The 17223-nt window shown below is 68.4% G+C and carries 13 protein-coding genes and 2 riboswitches; of the genes, 8 read left to right on the forward strand and 5 right to left on the reverse strand.

The features are described 5' to 3' along the window. Window positions 1-79 precede the first annotated feature (79 nt). The 3 genes from ACQI46_RS18950 to ACQI46_RS18960 form a co-directional block, all read right to left on the reverse strand. A complete protein-coding gene (locus ACQI46_RS18950) occupies window positions 80-1735 on the reverse strand; it encodes a GMC family oxidoreductase (RefSeq protein ID WP_427095582.1) in 1656 nt (551 codons plus the stop codon). Continuing rightward, entirely contained in the window at window positions 1732-2394 is a 663-nt protein-coding gene (locus ACQI46_RS18955) for a gluconate 2-dehydrogenase subunit 3 family protein (protein WP_427095583.1), read from the reverse strand. The genes ACQI46_RS18950 and ACQI46_RS18955 overlap by 4 nt, the downstream gene beginning before the upstream one ends. A 67-nt stretch (window positions 2395-2461) precedes the next feature. Continuing rightward, window positions 2462-3976 (reverse strand): aldehyde dehydrogenase family protein, encoded by a 1515-nt coding sequence (locus ACQI46_RS18960; RefSeq protein ID WP_427095584.1) that lies wholly within the window; start codon window positions 3974-3976, stop codon window positions 2462-2464. 224 nt (window positions 3977-4200) lie between these two features. Here ACQI46_RS18960 and ACQI46_RS18965 point away from each other — a divergent pair, with 224 nt between their 5' ends. From ACQI46_RS18965 to ACQI46_RS19000, 8 genes are all read left to right on the forward strand, one after another. Further along, on the forward strand, window positions 4201-5565 hold the full coding sequence (locus ACQI46_RS18965; RefSeq protein ID WP_427095790.1) for a GAF domain-containing protein: 1365 nt from the start codon (window positions 4201-4203) through the stop codon (window positions 5563-5565). Continuing rightward, a riboswitch (cobalamin riboswitch) is annotated at window positions 5562-5687 on the forward strand. It overlaps the preceding gene by 4 nt. A gap of 30 nt (window positions 5688-5717) precedes the next feature. Beyond that, window positions 5718-9302 (forward strand): cobaltochelatase subunit CobN, encoded by a 3585-nt coding sequence (cobN, locus tag ACQI46_RS18970; protein WP_427095585.1) that lies wholly within the window; start codon window positions 5718-5720, stop codon window positions 9300-9302. 1 nt (window position 9303) lies between these two features. Continuing rightward, window positions 9304-10077 (forward strand): precorrin-6A synthase (deacetylating), encoded by a 774-nt coding sequence (cobF, locus tag ACQI46_RS18975; RefSeq protein ID WP_427095586.1) that lies wholly within the window; start codon window positions 9304-9306, stop codon window positions 10075-10077. Next, on the forward strand, window positions 10077-11552 hold the full coding sequence (locus tag ACQI46_RS18980) for a cobyric acid synthase (protein WP_427095587.1): 1476 nt from the start codon (window positions 10077-10079) through the stop codon (window positions 11550-11552). Before cobF ends, ACQI46_RS18980 begins: the two co-directional genes overlap by 1 nt. Continuing rightward, window positions 11552-12301, forward strand: coding sequence for a cobalt-precorrin-6A reductase (locus ACQI46_RS18985; protein ID WP_427095588.1), 750 nt, complete (start codon window positions 11552-11554; stop codon window positions 12299-12301). The genes ACQI46_RS18980 and ACQI46_RS18985 overlap by 1 nt, the downstream gene beginning before the upstream one ends. 65 nt (window positions 12302-12366) lie before the next feature. Further along, window positions 12367-12555: riboswitch (cobalamin riboswitch) on the forward strand. Window positions 12556-12609: 54 nt separating this feature from the next. Then, the gene (locus ACQI46_RS18990) at window positions 12610-13626 is read left to right on the forward strand and encodes an ABC transporter substrate-binding protein (RefSeq protein WP_427095589.1); all 1017 of its coding nucleotides are present in this window, start codon (window positions 12610-12612) and stop codon (window positions 13624-13626) included. Window positions 13627-13633: 7 nt separating this feature from the next. Continuing rightward, complete coding sequence (locus ACQI46_RS18995; RefSeq protein WP_427095791.1) at window positions 13634-14656, forward strand: FecCD family ABC transporter permease; 1023 nt, start codon at window positions 13634-13636, stop codon at window positions 14654-14656. Then, window positions 14653-15447 (forward strand): ABC transporter ATP-binding protein, encoded by a 795-nt coding sequence (locus tag ACQI46_RS19000; protein ID WP_427095590.1) that lies wholly within the window; start codon window positions 14653-14655, stop codon window positions 15445-15447. The genes ACQI46_RS18995 and ACQI46_RS19000 overlap by 4 nt, the downstream gene beginning before the upstream one ends. Here ACQI46_RS19000 and cbiB read toward each other — a convergent pair. Together cbiB and ACQI46_RS19010 are read right to left on the reverse strand one after the other, a co-directional pair. Further along, on the reverse strand, window positions 15398-16339 hold the full coding sequence (cbiB, locus tag ACQI46_RS19005) for an adenosylcobinamide-phosphate synthase CbiB (protein ID WP_427095591.1): 942 nt from the start codon (window positions 16337-16339) through the stop codon (window positions 15398-15400). The genes ACQI46_RS19000 and cbiB overlap by 50 nt on opposite strands. A 115-nt stretch (window positions 16340-16454) precedes the next feature. Continuing rightward, window positions 16455-17216: an adenosylcobinamide-GDP ribazoletransferase gene (locus tag ACQI46_RS19010; RefSeq protein ID WP_427095592.1), complete on the reverse strand. Its 762-nt coding sequence runs from the start codon at window positions 17214-17216 to the stop codon at window positions 16455-16457. Between the last annotated feature and the right edge of the window lie 7 nt (window positions 17217-17223).

Raw genomic sequence — 17223 nt, forward strand, 5'->3', positions numbered from 1 at the left:
ATCCGTGCACACCCCGTGCGGCCGACCCTGACGGTCCACCTCCCGCCGCCGGCGGGAGGTGGACCGGCTGTTGGATGGATTACAGGGCGGGCGCCTCTGCATTGCTCGGCGTGGTGCGTTGATCCACGATGTCGGAGAATCGACGGGAGATGTACTCTCCTGCCCGGACGGCGAGTGCGCCGATCGTTGACGTCGGGTTGACTGCTCCGCCCGTGGTAAGTGAGCTTCCGTCGACGACAAAGAGATTCGGCACATCCCACGTTTGATGCCACTTGTTGGTCACCGAGTCCTCCGGGTTGTTTCCCATCCGACAGGTACCCATCAGGTGCCAACCGGGCGGCGGGTTGAGCACCCCGGTGTCATTGGTCTCGACAGCCCCCAACGCTCGCGCGGCCTCGAAGATGCGGTCGATGCCGTAGTTGGCCAGAGCGATGTCGTTTTGGTGCGGTTCCCAGTTCACACGTGCGGCAGGCAGGCCACTCGAGTCCTTCGCGTCAGGATCCAGTGTCACACAGTTGGTTTCGACCGGGAGATCTTCGCCGAACATGAACACCATCAGGTGATTGCCGAAGTGATCGTTGAAGAACTTGCGATGCGATTTACCCCAGGGCGCCACGTATCCGGTGTGGCTACCCATTGCCGTGTAGGCGGCGCCGAAGCTGCGCGCCACCTGCATCCCGAAACCATTGACGAAACCCCTGTTGGTGTCGGTGTGGTAGAACTCGTGCGAATACAGGGGAGCGCCGAAAGCACCCTTGTAGCCTTCCATCGGCTTGTCGAACCACGCGTCGCAGAACGCGAATATGTGGTGCATCAGGTACTTGCCGACAAGACCGTTGCTGTTGGCCAGGCCGTCGGGGTGCCCCTTTTGTGCGCTCATCAGCAGCAGCCGCGGGGTTCCGATGCCACTGGCCGAAACCACCACGATTTTCGCGTTGACCTGATGGCGCACGCCGGTACGGGTGTCGATGTACGTCGCACCGGTTGCCTTCCCGTTCTTCGCGTGGATCTGCTCGACACGGGCGTGGATACGGAGGTCGGCTCCCAGCGCGATGGCTGTCGGCCAGTGGGTGTGCGTCGGTGTGCTCAGCGATCCCGTTGGGCTACCGGAGAGCTCATTGCCGGCGGCGACGTCGGCCTCGCGGCCTTCGCGTGGCCGAGTGATGATCGCGTTGTCCGACGGCCACCAGTGCCAGCCCAGGTCACCCAGCGCCTGAGCGAAATTGCGGCCCAGCTTGCCGGGCTTGACCGGAGGATCCCGGTCGACGCCGGTGCGATCCGGATACGACGGATCGCCGACCATGCCGGAGATGCCATAGATGGCGTCGTTCTCGTCGTAGTACGGTGCGAGCTCTTCATAGCTGATCGGCCAGTCGATCGTGCCTTCCAACCCGTGCTCGGTTCCCTTGCGGAAGTCGACGGGCTTGTAGCGCGGCCAGTGGCCGGCATAGTGCATCGTGCTACCGCCCACGTTGTTCATGAGGTACGGCGTCGTGAAGCCGGTGACCGGGTAATCCTCGGGAAGCCCACGGACGTTGGGGTCGTATGCCCATCCGCGCTGCTTCTCGATCTCCCACTCCCGGTGGTAATGCGGATGCTCGGGCGGCGTCACCCACGGCCCCTGCTCCAGACACGTGACCTTGTAACCGGCCTGCACCAGCTTCAGCGTGACGCCCGCACCGCCCGGTCCCGAACCGATGACCAGGACGTCCGTCTGATCGATAGTTGATGTCACTTGTGCTCCTCGTTGGTCGTGCCGTTCAGCCAGGTGAGTTTGCTCAGATCGACGCGGACCACGTCTTCGGTGGCGATGTAGCCCGAGCCCTGTCCGGCTGTCGACAGCGCCGCCTCATCCCAGTCCTCAATGCAGTGCAGGTAGCCGTAGGGCAGTGGTGGTCCGTGGTAATCGCGCCCGGCCTCGATGTGCTGCGCAATGGCGGTGGTCACTTCGTTCGCGGAGTAGTAGCCGTAATAGACGAGGCTCCGCACCTGGGCGAAGAACTCCTCCTCGTCCTTCTCCAGCCGGAGGACCGCTTGGGTTCGCGCGTCGGTGTCGGCGTTGACGAAACCGTCACCGAGTCGCGCCAGCGCGGCCTTCAGCTTGTCCTCTTCGAGGTAGGGAAAGTGCTTCGCGCGGAATCCGGTGGGAGTCGTGTAGCGGCCGAAGAAGTCGACGATCCCCACTTCGCTTGCCGCGGGAAAGCCGCCTTCGGCCGGAATCATCGTATCCGCAAGGGCTTTGATGACTGCCGACTCGAGTTCACCGAACGCGACCGGGGCGATCAAGCCGCCCAGTCGCGGTCGAGCGGACTCGAAGTACGGTTGATCAGGCCTGTCCTCTCCTAATGACGGCGCCCCCAGCGGCGCGCTGACCAGGGCATCTTCTTGAGTCATTGACTCTCCTTCATCTGAGTTGAATGGAACAGCGGAGTTCAACGGCGCAGGGCGAGCAGCCCAGCGGTCACAAAGGCGCGCCGGCCCAATCGGTGGATTTCGCGGGCGAAGGGTCGAGGTTGATTCCGATGTGCTTGACCTGTGTGTAGCCGTGCACGGCTTCGAGGCCTTCCTCACGTCCGGTGCCGCTCTGCTTGTGGCCCCCGTGGGGGGTCATGGGCAGCTCACCGAACCAGTCGTTGATCATCACCGAGCCCACCTGCAGGCGCTTTGCTGTGTCGAGCGCACTCGTGATGTCTCGGCACCAGAGCACCGCGAAGAGCCCGAATTCCGAGTCATTGATCGTGTCGATCAGATCTTCGACGGAGGACCAGCGCATCACGGCTGTGACCGGGCCGAAGATCTCCTCGCGTGCGATCCGCGCATCAGCCGCGACGTCGACGAATACCGTTGGCTCGACGAAGAATCCGTCACCGTGCGAATTCGCCGGCCGGCCGCCGCCGTAGAGCAGCGTCGCCTCCTGCCGGCCGATCTCGATGTACTCGCGCACGCGGTCGTAGTGCTTCTTGGAAGCGAGCGGCCCCATCTGAGTCGCATCGTCGAACGGGTCGCCGACGGTGACCGTCTCGAGTCGTGCCACGAGCATTTCCAGGAATCGGTCGGCGATGTCTTCGTGCAGGAACAACCGGCTTCCAGCGACACACACTTGTCCTGCCCGCGAGCAGAATCCCTGAACCGCAACCTCAACCGCGTCTTCGAGTGGTGCGTCCGGAAACACAACCAACGGACTCTTTCCGCCGAGTTCCAAGTTGACCTGAGCAATGTGTTGTCCGCCCAGTCGGGCGATCTCCCGTCCGGTCTCCGTGGATCCGGTGAAGGTGATCCCGCGTACCTCGGGGTGGGAGGCGAGAGCCGCTCCGGCTTCGGAACCGTATCCGGTCACGACGTTGAACACGCCGGCCGGAAAACCTGCGGCGTCCACCAGCTCGGCGAACTTCAGAGCAGACAGGGACGTGTCTTCGGCGGGCTTGACGACACAGGTATTGCCCAAGGCAAGTGCCGGTGCGATGGACCTCGCGAGGATCAGCAGCGGGTAGTTCCACGGGATGATGTGCGCGGTTACTCCCAGCGGCTCCAACAGGGTGAAACTGAGTTTGTTGCCTGGCACAGCAATGGTGCGGCCGCCGACTTTGTCGGCTGCGCCGGCCCAGTACTCGAGCCACATGGGTATCGCGGTCACGAGTTCACGGGCCTTGGCCAGATAGTGGCCCGAGTCCATCGACTCGATTCGCGCCAGCTCCTCAGCGTTCTCTGCCACGAGCGCCGCGAGCCGCCGAAGTAGGGCGGCCCGGGCGATGGCATCGGTGAACTGCCACTCGACGGCCGCGTCGGCGGCGGCCTTCACCGCCGCGTCCACATCACTCGAGTCCCCGCGGGGTACGTCGGTGATGGGACGACCCGTGCTCGGCTCGATGGTCGGGAAAGTGGCTCCGCTGCGGGCCGGCCGCCACTCCCCGTTGACGTACATGAGCGGAGGGGTAGCCGTGCGGGTATCGGCATCAGCCGACAAAGTTCGGGTCATGTTCTCACTCCTGTGAACGGTGTGCGGGCGTCGGTGATCGACCGACGCGGGCCCGGCGGTGTCGACGGACATGCCAACGTCCGTGCGCCGGTGTTACGAGCGGCGCCGAGGCCGTCGTGTGAGTCAGCACACAGCGCGGCCGGTGGGCCCGCAACAGTTACACGGCGTTACAGAGAGCCCACTCATGTGGTAGGACCGCAGCAAGGTAGGGCATGATGAGAGTGATGTACAGCACTGCTCTGCCTGAGCCCGCAATCGGGCCCGGGCAAGATCCGCGCGACTATGCGCGCCTGATGGCAGCTGTCTACGAGGCCACGATGGCGGGCGAGCAAGCCCCGGCTCGTCCCCGCCGCGTGATCTGGGAATCGTGGCAGCGGCTCATGGCCAGAGGGTTGAGACCCGACCGTCGACCTCCGCCCGTGATCCCGTCGGACACGGTCGAGGTCCTGCGGTCCGAGTCGGGCCTGGCTTCGGTGGTGGGGGAGTTGACGCGCGGCCTCGCCCCACTGACGTCCGCAACCGACAGCATCGTCGCAGTCGCCGATGCCGAGTGCCGTGTCCTGTGGCGATCGGGCTCGCCGCGGGTGTTGGCGAACGCGGACAAGCTCGGATTCGTCGAAGGAGCTCAGTGGTCCGAGGCGACGGTGGGGACGAACGCCCTCGGCACCGCTCTGGTATCACAGCGCGCTGTCCAGACCTTCAGCGCCGAGCATTACAACCGCAGCCAGCACCCGTGGACGTGCGCGGGCGCCCCGATCCGTAGTCCCCGCACAGGTCGGGTGATCGGTGTGGTCGACGTGACGGGACCGGCGGAGACCGTACATCCGGTCACGGTTGCTCTCATCGACACCGTGGCCCGGCTGGCTGAATCGAAACTGCGTGCGCAGCACGAACTCTCGCTGAATCGGCTACGCTCGGTGGCTGCCCCGATACTGGCGAGAGTCGGGTCGCCGGCCGTGGCGGTGGACCGTGACGGCTGGGTGGCCGCCGTCGACTCGCTGACTGTGCGGAGGCGGATAATGCTGCCACCGGATGTCGCGCCCGGTCACGTATGGGTACCTTCACTCGGCGGTTGTGAGGTGGAGACGCTACCCGGCGGGTGGTTGGTGCGGCTCGTCGAAAGCGACGCTGAACCAGCAGCGACCCGGGTGACGTTGGATCTGCACGACAGTGCGTCTCAGACGCTGGAGATGGAGGGCCGGTTCGGTCACTGGCGTCACGAGATCTCCCTGCGGCACGCAGAAATCCTGCTCATTCTGGCCCACAGCGCCGAGGGTCGCTCCGCGCCCGAGCTCGCCGCGGACCTCTACGGAGACCCCACACGCGTCGGAGCTGTTCGAGTCGAAATGTCACGGCTCAGAAAGCAATTCTCGGGGATCGTGGTCGGTCGGCCCTATCAGTTCGCCGAGTCCGCCGTCGTCACGATCCGCTACCCGGAAACCATGTCCGCCCTGCTGGCGCCGTCGGTGGCTCCTGCGGTGCGCGCACTTCGTGCGACGCTGAGCGCCGCTGAAGCGTCAAACGCCGGAACCGGCACCGGCCCACCGGTGGGCGACCCGGACTCCTTGTCCAGACCTCCGAGCAACTGACTACTATGGCCCGGGTACGTCTCGTGGCGAAGGAACCCGGTGCGAGTCCGGGGCGGTTCCGCCACTGTGAAGGTCGCGGATGCGGCCTCTAGCCAGATACTGGCCACGAGGCATCCCGACCTAGGGGCGAGAACCCCGAGTAGGAGCCTTGCATGAGCACCGCTGCCCAACGCCGCATCGCGTTACTCTCCACGTCCGACACCGACCTCCTTTCGGCGCGAGCCAGCGGGGCCGCTTACCGGCTCGGGAACCCGGCGCGCCAGGAGCTCGAACCGCTCGTCGACGGTGTCGACGTCGTCGTTCTCCGTGTCCTCGGATCGGCCGCGGAGATCGAGACGGAGCTGACGTTCCTGCGCGGAACCGGCACACCGTTGGTGGTGCTCGGAGGGGAACGCCAGCCTAGCCCGGAGCTGATGGAGCGCTCGACGGTGCCGATCGGCTTGGCCGCCCAAGCGCACGCCTACCTGGCCGAAGGCGGGCCGGCGAACCTCGCCCAGTTGCACGCATTCTTGTGCGACACGGTGCTGCTGACCGGTGAGGGCTTCGAGGAGCCGGCCACGATCCCCGAGTGGGGCTACGCCGAACGCGACGAGCCGGCCGGCGCCGCGGACAGGGCGCGGGTGGGGATCCTGTACTACCGGGCCCACGAGGTCAGCGGCAACGCCGGCTTCGCGCACGCACTCGCCGACGCCGTGGATGCGACCGGGGAAGCCGTCGGTGTGCCGATCTTCGTCTCGTCGCTGCGCAGCGCACCGGAAGAACTGTTCGACGCGATGGGCACACTCGATGCCATGGTGGTCAGCGTCCTGGCCGCCGGTGGCTCGAAGCCCAGCGCAGCAGGCGCCGGGGGCGACGAGGGCTCATGGGATATCGAACGGATTGCGGCCCTTGACATCCCGACACTGCAGGGCCTGTGTCTGACGTCTTCTCGGCAAGAGTGGGAGGCCAACGACGACGGCGTGACGCCGCTGGACTCCGCCACGCAGATCGCGATTCCGGAATTCGACGGGCGCATCATCACCGCGCCGTTCTCGTTCAAGGAGATCGACGACGACGGCCTCCCGCACTACGTGGCCGATCGCGAACGTTGCGCCCGGGTGGCCGCCATCGCGGTCAACCACGCCCGGCTGCGCCGCCTGCCCAACGCCGACAAGAAGCTCGCGTTGGTCCTCTCGGCCTACCCGACCAAACATTCTCGCGTCGGCAACGCCGTCGGCCTGGACACCCCGGCCTCGGCGGTGCGGTTGCTGCGACGCCTGCGGGCCGAGGGTTACGACGTCGGTGACGGCTTCGGTGTGCTGGACCTCGAAGACGAGACCGAAGCCGGCGACCGACTGATCCACACGCTGATCGAGGCGGGCGGCCAGGACGAGGCCTGGCTGACCTCCGCCCAGCTGACCGATGCCCATGTGACGGTCAGCGCCGAGCAGTACGAGGCCTGGACCGCCGACCTGCCCGCGAGTCTGCGCGAGGCGATGACCGAGGCGTGGGGCGCGGCCCCCGGCCGGCTGTTCGTCAACGACGCCGGCGAGATCGTGCTGGCCGCCCTGCGGTCGGGCAACCTCGTGCTGATGATCCAGCCGCCACGCGGTTTCGGTGAGAACCCGGTGGCCATCTACCACGACCCGGACCTGCCGCCCAGCCACCACTACCTCGCGGCGTACCGCTGGCTGGAGCACGGCTTCGGTGCCCACGCCGTCGTGCACCTGGGCAAGCACGGATCGATGGAGTGGCTGCCGGGAAAGAACGCCGCGCTGTCGGCGGCATGCGCCACCGACGCGACCATCGGTGCGCTGCCGCTGGTCTACCCGTTCCTGGTCAACGACCCGGGCGAGGGAGCACAGGCCAAGCGGCGGGCGCACGCGACGATCGTCGACCACCTCATCCCGCCCATGGCCCGCGCGGAGAGCTACGGCGACATCGCGCGGCTCGAACAACTCCTCGACGAGTACGGCAACATCGCGTCGATGGACCCGGCGAAGCTGCCGGCGATCCGCGGCGAGATCTGGAACCTGATGCGCGCCGCGGAGATGCACCGCGACCTGGGTCTGGAAGACCGCCCCGACGACGAGGAATTCGACGACTTCCTGCTCCACGTCGACGGCTGGCTGTGTGAGATCAAGGACGCCCAGATCCGGGACGGTCTGCACGTGCTCGGCGCCGCACCCGACGGTGCGGCACGCGTCAACCTGGTGCTCGCGATCCTGCGGGCCGCCCAGGTCTGGGGCGGTCAGGACCACGCCGTCCCCGGCCTGCGCGCGGCGCTCGGATTGAAGGAGGGCGCCGAGACCACAGCTGTAGACGAGATCGAGACCCGCGCCCGGGCACTGGTCGAGGCGATGGAGTCCGCCGGCTGGGACGCCGCGATCGTGGACAGCCTGCACGACGATCCCGAGGTGCGGAAGGTGCTGCAGTTCGCGGCCACCGAGGTGGTGCCGCGGTTGGCGGGCACCGCCGGCGAACTCGACGCGGTGCTGCACGCCCTCGACGGCGGGTTCGTGCGTCCCGGGCCGTCCGGTTCACCGCTGCGCGGGCTGGTCAACGTGTTGCCGACGGGACGCAACTTCTACACCGTCGACCCGAGGGCCGTGCCGTCGCGGCTGGCGTGGCAGACCGGCCAGGCGATGGCCGAGTCACTGGTCCAACGGTATCTCGACGACACGGGCACCTACCCCGAGTCGGTGGGTCTGTCGGTGTGGGGGACCAGCGCGATGCGCACCTCGGGTGATGACATCGCCGAGGTGCTCGCCCTGCTGGGGGTGCGGCCCGAATGGGATGAGGCGTCGCGGCGGGTGGCCCGGCTGCAGGTCATCTCGCTCGAGGAGCTCGGCCGGCCGCGCATCGACGTCACGGTGCGCATCTCCGGTTTCTTCCGCGACGCGTTCCCACACGTCGTGGCGATGCTCGACGACGCCGTACAGATGGTGGCCGCACTCGACGAACCCGACGACGCCAACTTCGTGGCCGCGCACGCCCGGGCCGACCTTGCGGCCCACGGCGACCACCGCCGAGCCACGACACGGGTGTTCGGCTCCAAACCGGGCTCCTACGGGGCGGGCATCCTGCAGGTGGTGGAGGCCGGCACCTGGCGCGACGACAAGGACCTGGCCGAGGTCTACACCGCTTGGGGCGGATTCGCCTACGGCCGCGGGTTGGACGGCGTGGCAGCCACCGAGGACATGCGCACCAACTATGCGCGTATCAAGGTGGCGGCCAAGAACATCGACACCCGCGAGCACGACATCGCCGACAGCGACGACTATTTCCAGTACCACGGCGGCATGATCGCCACGGTGCGCGCGCTCACCGGCTCGGATCCCCGGGCGTACGTGGGGGATTCGACCACTCCCGATGCGGTGCGCACCCGAACTCTGGCCGAGGAGACCGCCCGGGTGTTCCGCGCCCGCGTCGTCAATCCCCGCTGGATATCGGCGATGCGCAGACACGGCTACAAGGGTGCATTCGAACTCGCGGCCACCGTCGACTACCTCTTCGGTTTCGACGCCACCGCCGGAGTGGTGCACGACTGGATGTACGAGAAGCTCGCGCAGGAATACGTGCTCGATCCCACAACGCGAGAGTTCCTCGACACCTCCAATCCTTGGGCGCTGCACGGCATCGTCGAGCGGCTCCAGGAGGCCGCCGACCGCGGCCTGTGGGCCGAGCCGTCACCGGAGACACTCCAAGCGCTACAGCAGGCCTACCTCGAGGTCGAAGGCGATCTGGAGGATCGCTGACATGGCAGCCCCTGTCAGGGTCCGCATTCTCGGCGTCGGGATGGGCCCCCGGCACGTCACACCCGAGGTGGCCGAGGCGCTTCGCGGCGCCGACTACATACTGGCCGCGGACAAGGGCGGCGAGGACCACGACGACGGTCTCCTCGCGTTGCGGCGGGCAATCGTCAGCGCACACGCCGGACCGGACGGACCGGTGGAGATCGTGTCGGTCGCCGACCCGGAGCGCGACCGGTCGGAAAGCCTCACTGCATCGGACTACCAAGGCGCCGTAGCGGATTGGCACGATGCCCGCGCGGCGCGCTACGCCGCCGTCCTGAAGGAGCGTGGCGGCACGGCGGCGTTCCTGGTGTGGGGTGACCCCTCCCTGTACGACTCGACCATCCGGGTTGTGGAGAAGGTCCGTCAGCTCGGTGTGGCGGTGGACTACGACGTGCTTCCCGGGATCAGCGCGCCGCAGCTGCTCGCTGCGCGCCACCGAATCGTGCTGCACGAAGTCGGCCGTGCGGTGCACATCACCACCGGCCGCCGGGTGCAGGAAGCCGTGGCCGCCGGCATGGACAACATCGTGGCCATGCTCAATCCGCCGCCGGAACGGCTCGACCTGACCGGTCTCGACGACTGGACGATGTGGTGGGGCGCCAATCTCGGTGCCCCCGGAGAACGCCTCGTCCATGGTCGCCTCGCGGAGGTGCTGCCCGACGTGGTCGCGGCACGGGCGGCCGCCAAGGAGGAAGCCGGCTGGGTGATGGACCTGTTCCTGGTCAGGAAGAACTGATGCCGGGCCTCCTGGTGGCCGGCACCACCAGCGACGCCGGTAAAAGCGTGGTGACCACCGGCCTGTGCCGAGCGTTGTCGCGCCGGGGTGTCAAGGTCGCCCCGTTCAAAGCGCAGAACATGTCGAACAATTCGATGGTATGCGCCGAAACCGGTGGTGCCGGAGTGGAAATCGGTCGTGCCCAATGGGTGCAGGCCATGGCCGCCAAAGCCCACCCGGAGCCGGCGATGAACCCCGTCCTGCTCAAGCCGGGCAGCGATCACCGCAGTCACGTCGTGCTCATGGGCCGGCCCTGGGGCGCGGTGTCGTCGTCGGACTGGTTGGAGGGACGGCGCGAGCTGGCGGCGGCAGCACACGCTGCGTTCGACGACCTCGCATCCCGGTTCGACGTCGTGGTGGCCGAGGGTGCCGGCAGCCCCACCGAGATCAACCTGCGCGCAGGCGATTACGTCAACATGGGGTTGGCGCGCCACGCCGGCCTGCCGACCGTCGTGGTCGGCGACATCGATCGCGGAGGCGTGTTCGCGGCGTTCCTCGGGACCGTGGCGTTGCTGTCGCCGGAGGACCAGGCGCTGCTGGCAGGCTTCATCGTCAACAAGTTCCGCGGCGACCCCGGTCTGCTGGCGCCGGGTCTGCGGGATCTGGAGCGCGTCACCGGTCGGCGGATCTACGGGACACTGCCCTGGCACTCCGACGTGTGGCTCGACTCCGAGGATGCGCTCGACCTGCAGGGTCGCCGAGCCAAAGGCGATGGCGCACACCGTGTTGCGGTCATCCGCCTGCCGCGCGTCAGCAACTTCACCGACGTCGACGCTCTGGGCCTGGAGCCCGACCTCGACGTCGTGTTCGTCTCCGATCCCCGCGCGCTGGGGGACGCGGACCTGGTGGTGCTGCCCGGCACCCGGGCCACGATTGCGGACCTGCAATGGTTGCGGTCCCGCGGACTGGACCGCGCGCTGATGGCTCATGCGGCCGCGGGCAAGCCACTGCTCGGCATCTGTGGCGGCTTCCAGATGCTCGGCCGCGTCATTCGTGACCTGGACGGCGTGGAGGGACCGGTCACCGAGGTGCCCGGCCTGGGACTGCTCGATGTCGAAACCACATTCGGGGCCACCAAGGTGTTGCGGCTGCCGGAGGGTACCGGGCTGGGTGTGCCGGCTTCGGGATACGAAATCCACCACGGACGTATCACCCGTGGACCGGACACCACCGAGTTCCTGGGCGGTGCGCGTGCCGGACAGGTCTACGGCACCATGTGGCACGGTTCGCTCGAAGGCGATGCGCTCCGGTCGGCGTTCCTGCAGCAGACCCTCGGGCTGGCTGCTTCCGGCGTCAGCTTCCCCGCCGCCCGCGAGCGGCGACTCGACCTGTTGGGAGATCTGGTGGAACGGCACCTCGATGTCGATTCGATGCTGACTTTGATGCGCCAGGGGCCGCCCGCCGGGCTGCCCTTCCTGCCGCCGGGAGCGCCCTGATGCCGACGCGTGTGCTGGTTCTCGGGGGGACGGCGGAAGCACGCGCGCTCGCGGCGCGACTGGTCGACGACGGCGTCGACGTCACCAGTTCGCTGGCCGGCCGGGTCGCCAAGCCCAAACTGCCGGTGGGACCGGTGCGTATCGGCGGGTTCGGCGGGGTCGAGGGTCTGCGCGCGGCACTGAGCGATTACGACGCGGTCGTCGACGCCACCCACCCGTTCGCCGCCACGATAACGGCCAATGCCGTCGCGGCGTGCACGACAGGATCGACCCGGCGACCGTTGCTGCGGCTCGAACGTCCCGGATGGACGGACCGAAGCAGGCCGTCCTGGCACTGGGTGGGCTCCCATGAGGAAGCCGCCGACACGGCGGCCCGACTCGGTCGCCGGCCGTTTCTGACCATCGGCCGACAACAACTGCACCAGTTCATCCCGGCGCTGCGGGACCTGGCCGTGCTGGCCCGCGTCGTCGATGTGCCCGACGTCGACCTACCGCCGAAATGGCGGGTGGTCACCAGCCGAGGACCCTACGACCTGCCCGGTGAGCTGACCGTGCTTCGCGATCACGCCGCCGATGTGCTCGTCACCAAGGATTCCGGCGGCGACCACACCTGGCCGAAGATGGTGGCGGCCGAGCAGCTGGGTTTGCCCGTGGTGGTGGTGCGTCGCCCGGCGGTGCCCGGCGACGTTCCCGTCGTCGCTGCCGTCGACGACGCCCTCGCGTGGGTCCGGACCACCTTACGGTGCTGAAACCTGTTGCGTAGAACCCTCGTTCGGAAACGTTTCGGTACCGGCGCCGACGCAGCCCGACGAATTGGTACCCTGGACGGGCCAGTCACCTCCGTGTGGAGTAGGGAACCCGGTGCGATTCCGGGACTGACGCGCAGCGGTGTGGGGATGACGAGGCGGGCCACTCGAGTGCCACTGGAAGCCGTGCTTCTGGGAAGGCGGCCCGCCGAGGATGACCCCCGAGTCCGAATACCTGCTGGCGTCCGCGGCGCCGCCGCGGACAGGCTCATCGGGTCTCGCTGACTGGACCCCTGAAGCGAAGGATCGCCATGCGTCCACATCATCTGCTGTCCGTCCCGGTTCTTGTCGCGGCTTTGGCCCTGTCCGGGTGCGGCTCGGCGGCCCCACCGTCGTCGGCTCCCACCCTTGCCGGCTACCCGATCACTCTGCAGAACTGCGGGCGCGAGGTCACCATTGCGCAACCGCCGCAACGCATCGTCTCGCTCAACCAGGGCAGCACCGAGGTGCTGCTGTCCCTGGGCGTCGCCGACCGGATGGTCGGCGCGGCCGGCTGGACCGATCCCGTGCTGCCCTCGTTGGAGGCCGACAACCAGAAGGTCGAACGGCTGGCCGACCAGGCGCCCTCACTGGAAGCCGTTCTCGCCAAAGAGCCCGACCTGGTCACCGCCTCGTTGCAGGGCACGCTCGGACCGGGCGGGGTCACGACACCTGAAGCACTGGAGCGTCTCGGGGTGCCTTCCTACATGTCCGCGATCGAATGCACCAAGGAGGTCGGCAACTCCGACGGCGCCCGCACCGCCACGTTGGAGTTCGAGCAGGTCCTCCACGAGATTCGTGATGTGGCAACGCTGGTCGGTGCGCAGGACAAAGGAGAGCAGATCGTCGCCGACATGCAGCGCCGTCTCGACGCCGTCACCGCCGCGGGCCCGCGCGGCGTCTCGGTGCTGTACTGGTTCGCCAACTCCGAGTCCCCCTACATGGCGGGCTGCTGTGGCGGGCCCGGCGTGATCACCCGCGCCCTCGGCTTGACCAACGTCTTCGACGACTCGCCACAGGACTGGCCGCAGATCGGTTGGGAGACCGTCGCCCAACGAAATCCCGACGTCCTGATCCTCGGCGACCTCACCCGCAAGAGCCAGACCGCCGAATCGGCGGCCGCCAAAATCGCCTTCCTGGAGTCCAATCCGGTCACCCGGGAAATGGCCGCGGTGAAGAACAAGCGCTACATCGCCTTGGCCGGAGCCGAACTCAACCCGTCGATCCGCATCGTCGATGCCATGGAGAAGGTGGCCGCCGGACTGCGTGAGCACGGACTGGCCCACTGAGCCGGTGGTGAGCACACATCAGCGTGCCGCGGTGGCGGTGTGGCCGGCCGGGTTGATCATTCTGCTGCTGTCGATCGCCACCGCAACCACGATCGGGCCATCCGATGTCGGCCCGCGTGACGCTTTCGACGCAGTCCTTCAACGGCTCGGCGGTCCACCGTCACAGTTGTCGCTGTTGCAGCAGAGCATCCTCTGGGATCTGCGATTGCCGCGTGCGGTGCTGGCCGCGGTCTGCGGAGCCGGCCTGGCCCTGTGCGGGGTGGTGCTGCAGTCGCTGCTGCGCAATCCGTTGGCTGATCCGTTCATCCTGGGCGTGGCCTCCGGCGCCTCGACGGGTGCAGTCTCGATCGTGGTGCTCGGCCTCGGGGCAGGGGCGATCGGCCTGGCCGCCGGCGCCTTCTTCGGCGCGGTGACGGCCTTCGGCCTGGTGCTCTTGCTGGCAGTGGCCGCCGGCGGCGGAATCGAGCGCATGATCCTCGCGGGAGTTGCTGCCACCCAACTGTTCTCGGCGCTGACCTCGTTCATCGTCTTCACCTCGGCCGACGCCGAGCAGACCAGGGGGGTGCTGTTCTGGCTGCTGGGTTCGCTCAGCAGTGCGACGTGGCGGGACGTCGCGTTGTGCGGCGTCCTGGTCGTGCTCGGCATCGTGGTGTGTTGGGCCCTCGCCGGCACGCTCGACGCCTTCCTCTTCGGGCAGGACGCCGCTGCCGCGCTGGGTGTGTCGATCGCGCGGGTGCGCATGGTGTTGTTGGCGGTCACCGCGCTGGTCACGGCCGTGATCGTGTCCAGTTCGGGCGCCATCGGTTTCGTCGGACTGGTGCTGCCGCACGCGGCGCGTGCCCTGGTCGGTACCCGCCACCGCGTCCTCGTCCCGACGGCCACGGTGATGGGCGCGATCTTTCTGGTCTGGGTGGACACCGCGGCCCGGATGGTCATCGAACCGCAGGAACTCCCGGTGGGGGTGGCGACGGCGATTGTCGGGGTCCCGGCGTTCGTGGTGATCCTGCTCCGGCGGGGGAGGGCGACATGAGTCTGGCAGCCGAACGGGTCACCTGGCGGACGCGCGACAAACTCATCGTGGACGGGGTCAGCATCACCGTCGCGACCGGGACGACCGTGGGTCTGCTGGGGCCCAACGGCTCCGGGAAGTCGTCGCTGCTGCGGTTGCTGGCGGGGTTGCGCCCGGCGTCGTCCGGCGTCGTCCGGTGGGATGACGTGGACGTGTCGACCATGAGCCGCCGGCGCCTGGCACGTCGACTTGCGGTGGTGGACCAGGAATCCACGACCGACCAGGAACCCACCGTGCGGGAGATCGTGGAGCTGGGCCGCCTCCCGCATCGTCGGCCGTGGTCTCCGATGTCGGCCAGGGACCGGCAGGTCGTCGAGAACGCCGCCGAGACAACGGGAGTCGCCCACCTGTTGGACCGGCGATACTCGACACTGTCCGGCGGAGAGCGTCAGCGCGTGCAGATCGCGCGGGCACTGGCGCAGGAGCCCACAGAGTTGCTGCTCGACGAGCCGACCAACCACCTCGACATCCGGCATCAACTCGAGCTGCTCGAGCTGGTGGCGACCACCGACACCACGACCGTGATGGCGCTGCACGACCTCAATCTGGCGGCCACCTACTGTCAGGAACTCGTTGTGCTCCACCACGGCCGCGTCCACGTGGCCGGGCCGCCGGCGACGGTGCTGACCCGCGACGTGATCGCCGAGGTCTACCAGGTCGAGGCAACCGTGGACGTCATCGACGGTCGGCCCCGGGTGCTTTTCACCCGACTGCTCGCCGACCACGGGCTAGGCACACCGCTGCCGCGGTGACCGCCGCGCCGCGGGCAACGGTCCGGGCGAGCCGCCCGGTCTCGGGGATGTCGGCGGGGACCGGATGTCTGCCGTCGCCCATCAACGCGCGCTGCTCGCGCCTGTCGCCGTAGTAGGTGTTGGTTCCGCCGAGCTGCAATCCGAGCGCGCCGGCAAAGCAGGCTTCGACCACGCCCGCGTTCGGGCTGGGATGGCGGCGGGCGTCACGCGTCCACGCGGCCAGCGCACCCCGCCGGTCGGGCCCCGCGGCCACGGTGAGGGCTCCGCTCACCCGCGCACCGGGCAGGCCCAGGAGGTCGTCGAATCGCGCTGCCGCCCAACCGAAATTCTCGTAGCGCTGGTTGTGGTGGCCGACCATCGCGTCGAGGGTGTTGGCCGCGCGGTGGGCCACCAGGCCGGGCACGCCCGCCACCGCCCCCCAGAAGTACGACGCGACGACCGCGTCGCTGGTGTTCTCGGCGACCGATTCGACGACGGCGCGGGCGATCTCGGGCGGACTCAGGGTGGTGGTGTCGCGGCCGACGAGGTGACGCAATCGCCTTCTGGCGCCGTCGTGATCACCACGCTCGAGGAGGCGGTGGACGGTCATCGCCTCGCGTTCCAGCGAGCGCCCGCCGAGCACAGCCCAGGTGATCGTCGCGGTCAGCAGCGTGCGGGCCACCGGGTGACGTGCGCGACGTTCCGCGCCCGCCGCGGCCAGCGTCGCGCCGCCGACGAGGGCCAGCACATATCCGACACCGCGGGTGCGGCTGTCGGCGTACCAGTTTCGTTCCACCAGCGCTGCGGTGCGGCCGAAGCCGGCGACGGGGTGGAAGCGGCGCGGATCACCGAAGACACGGTCGGCGACGTGTCCGAGCAGCAGGCCGGCAGCCCGCGCGGTCATCGGATGCATCGGTCACGGCTCCTGGCATGTCGAGGTGAGAAGCGTGGCGCCACCTGCATCGCCCCCGGACTACCCGCCGACGGTCGGGACCCGGATGCCCGGGTGGAGCGGTGCCCCGACCCGATCACGTCAGTGCCACCAGCGTGGCGGTCAGCGCGAGTTCCACAGCGGCCCCGAAGACGTCGCCGGTCACCCCGCCCAGCCGGCGGTGGACCCGGCGGATCAGCAGCGCGACGACCACCAGCGCCGCCACGACCGCCAACGCGCCACGCCACCACGGCAAACCGGCGAGTTCAGCTACCGCGGCGAGCACGACGACGGCGAGCAGCCAGACGATCGCGGCACCGGAGCGGGGCACGTTGCCGCTGTAGGACCCGCCCAACCCTTCCGGTCGTGCCGACGGCACCCCACGCAGGCAGCACAGCACCAGCGCGGCCCGCGACACGATCACGGCGGTGCCGGCCAGGATCGGCCCCAGCGGTGTGGTCACGAACGCGGCCAGGGCGCCGGCTTGCAGGCCGAGCACGACGACGAGTGCGACCACGCCGGCCGGACCCGCGGTGCCGCTCTTCATCACCTCGAGGCTGCGCGCCCGGTCGTAGGACGCCGTGAGGCCGTCCACCGTGTCCGACAGCCCGTCGAGGTGAAGGCACCGACTGCCCAGCGCCAGCACGCCCACGGTGAGCAGACCGACGACCAGTGCCGGCAGGCCGAGCAGCCGACCCGCGAATCCCACTGCGGCCACGGCGATCCCGAGCGGCACCACGGCCAGCGGCGCCAGCATCATCGCCGCGCGGGTGGTACGAGCGTCGACACGGCTGGGAGCGCCCACCGGAAGCACGGTCAGGGTGCCGGCCGCCAGACGCCAGCTGTCACCTACTGTCATCGCCGCG

This window comes from Mycobacterium sp. SMC-4 (assembly GCF_050205565.1).
Lineage (GTDB): Bacteria > Actinomycetota > Actinomycetes > Mycobacteriales > Mycobacteriaceae > Mycobacterium.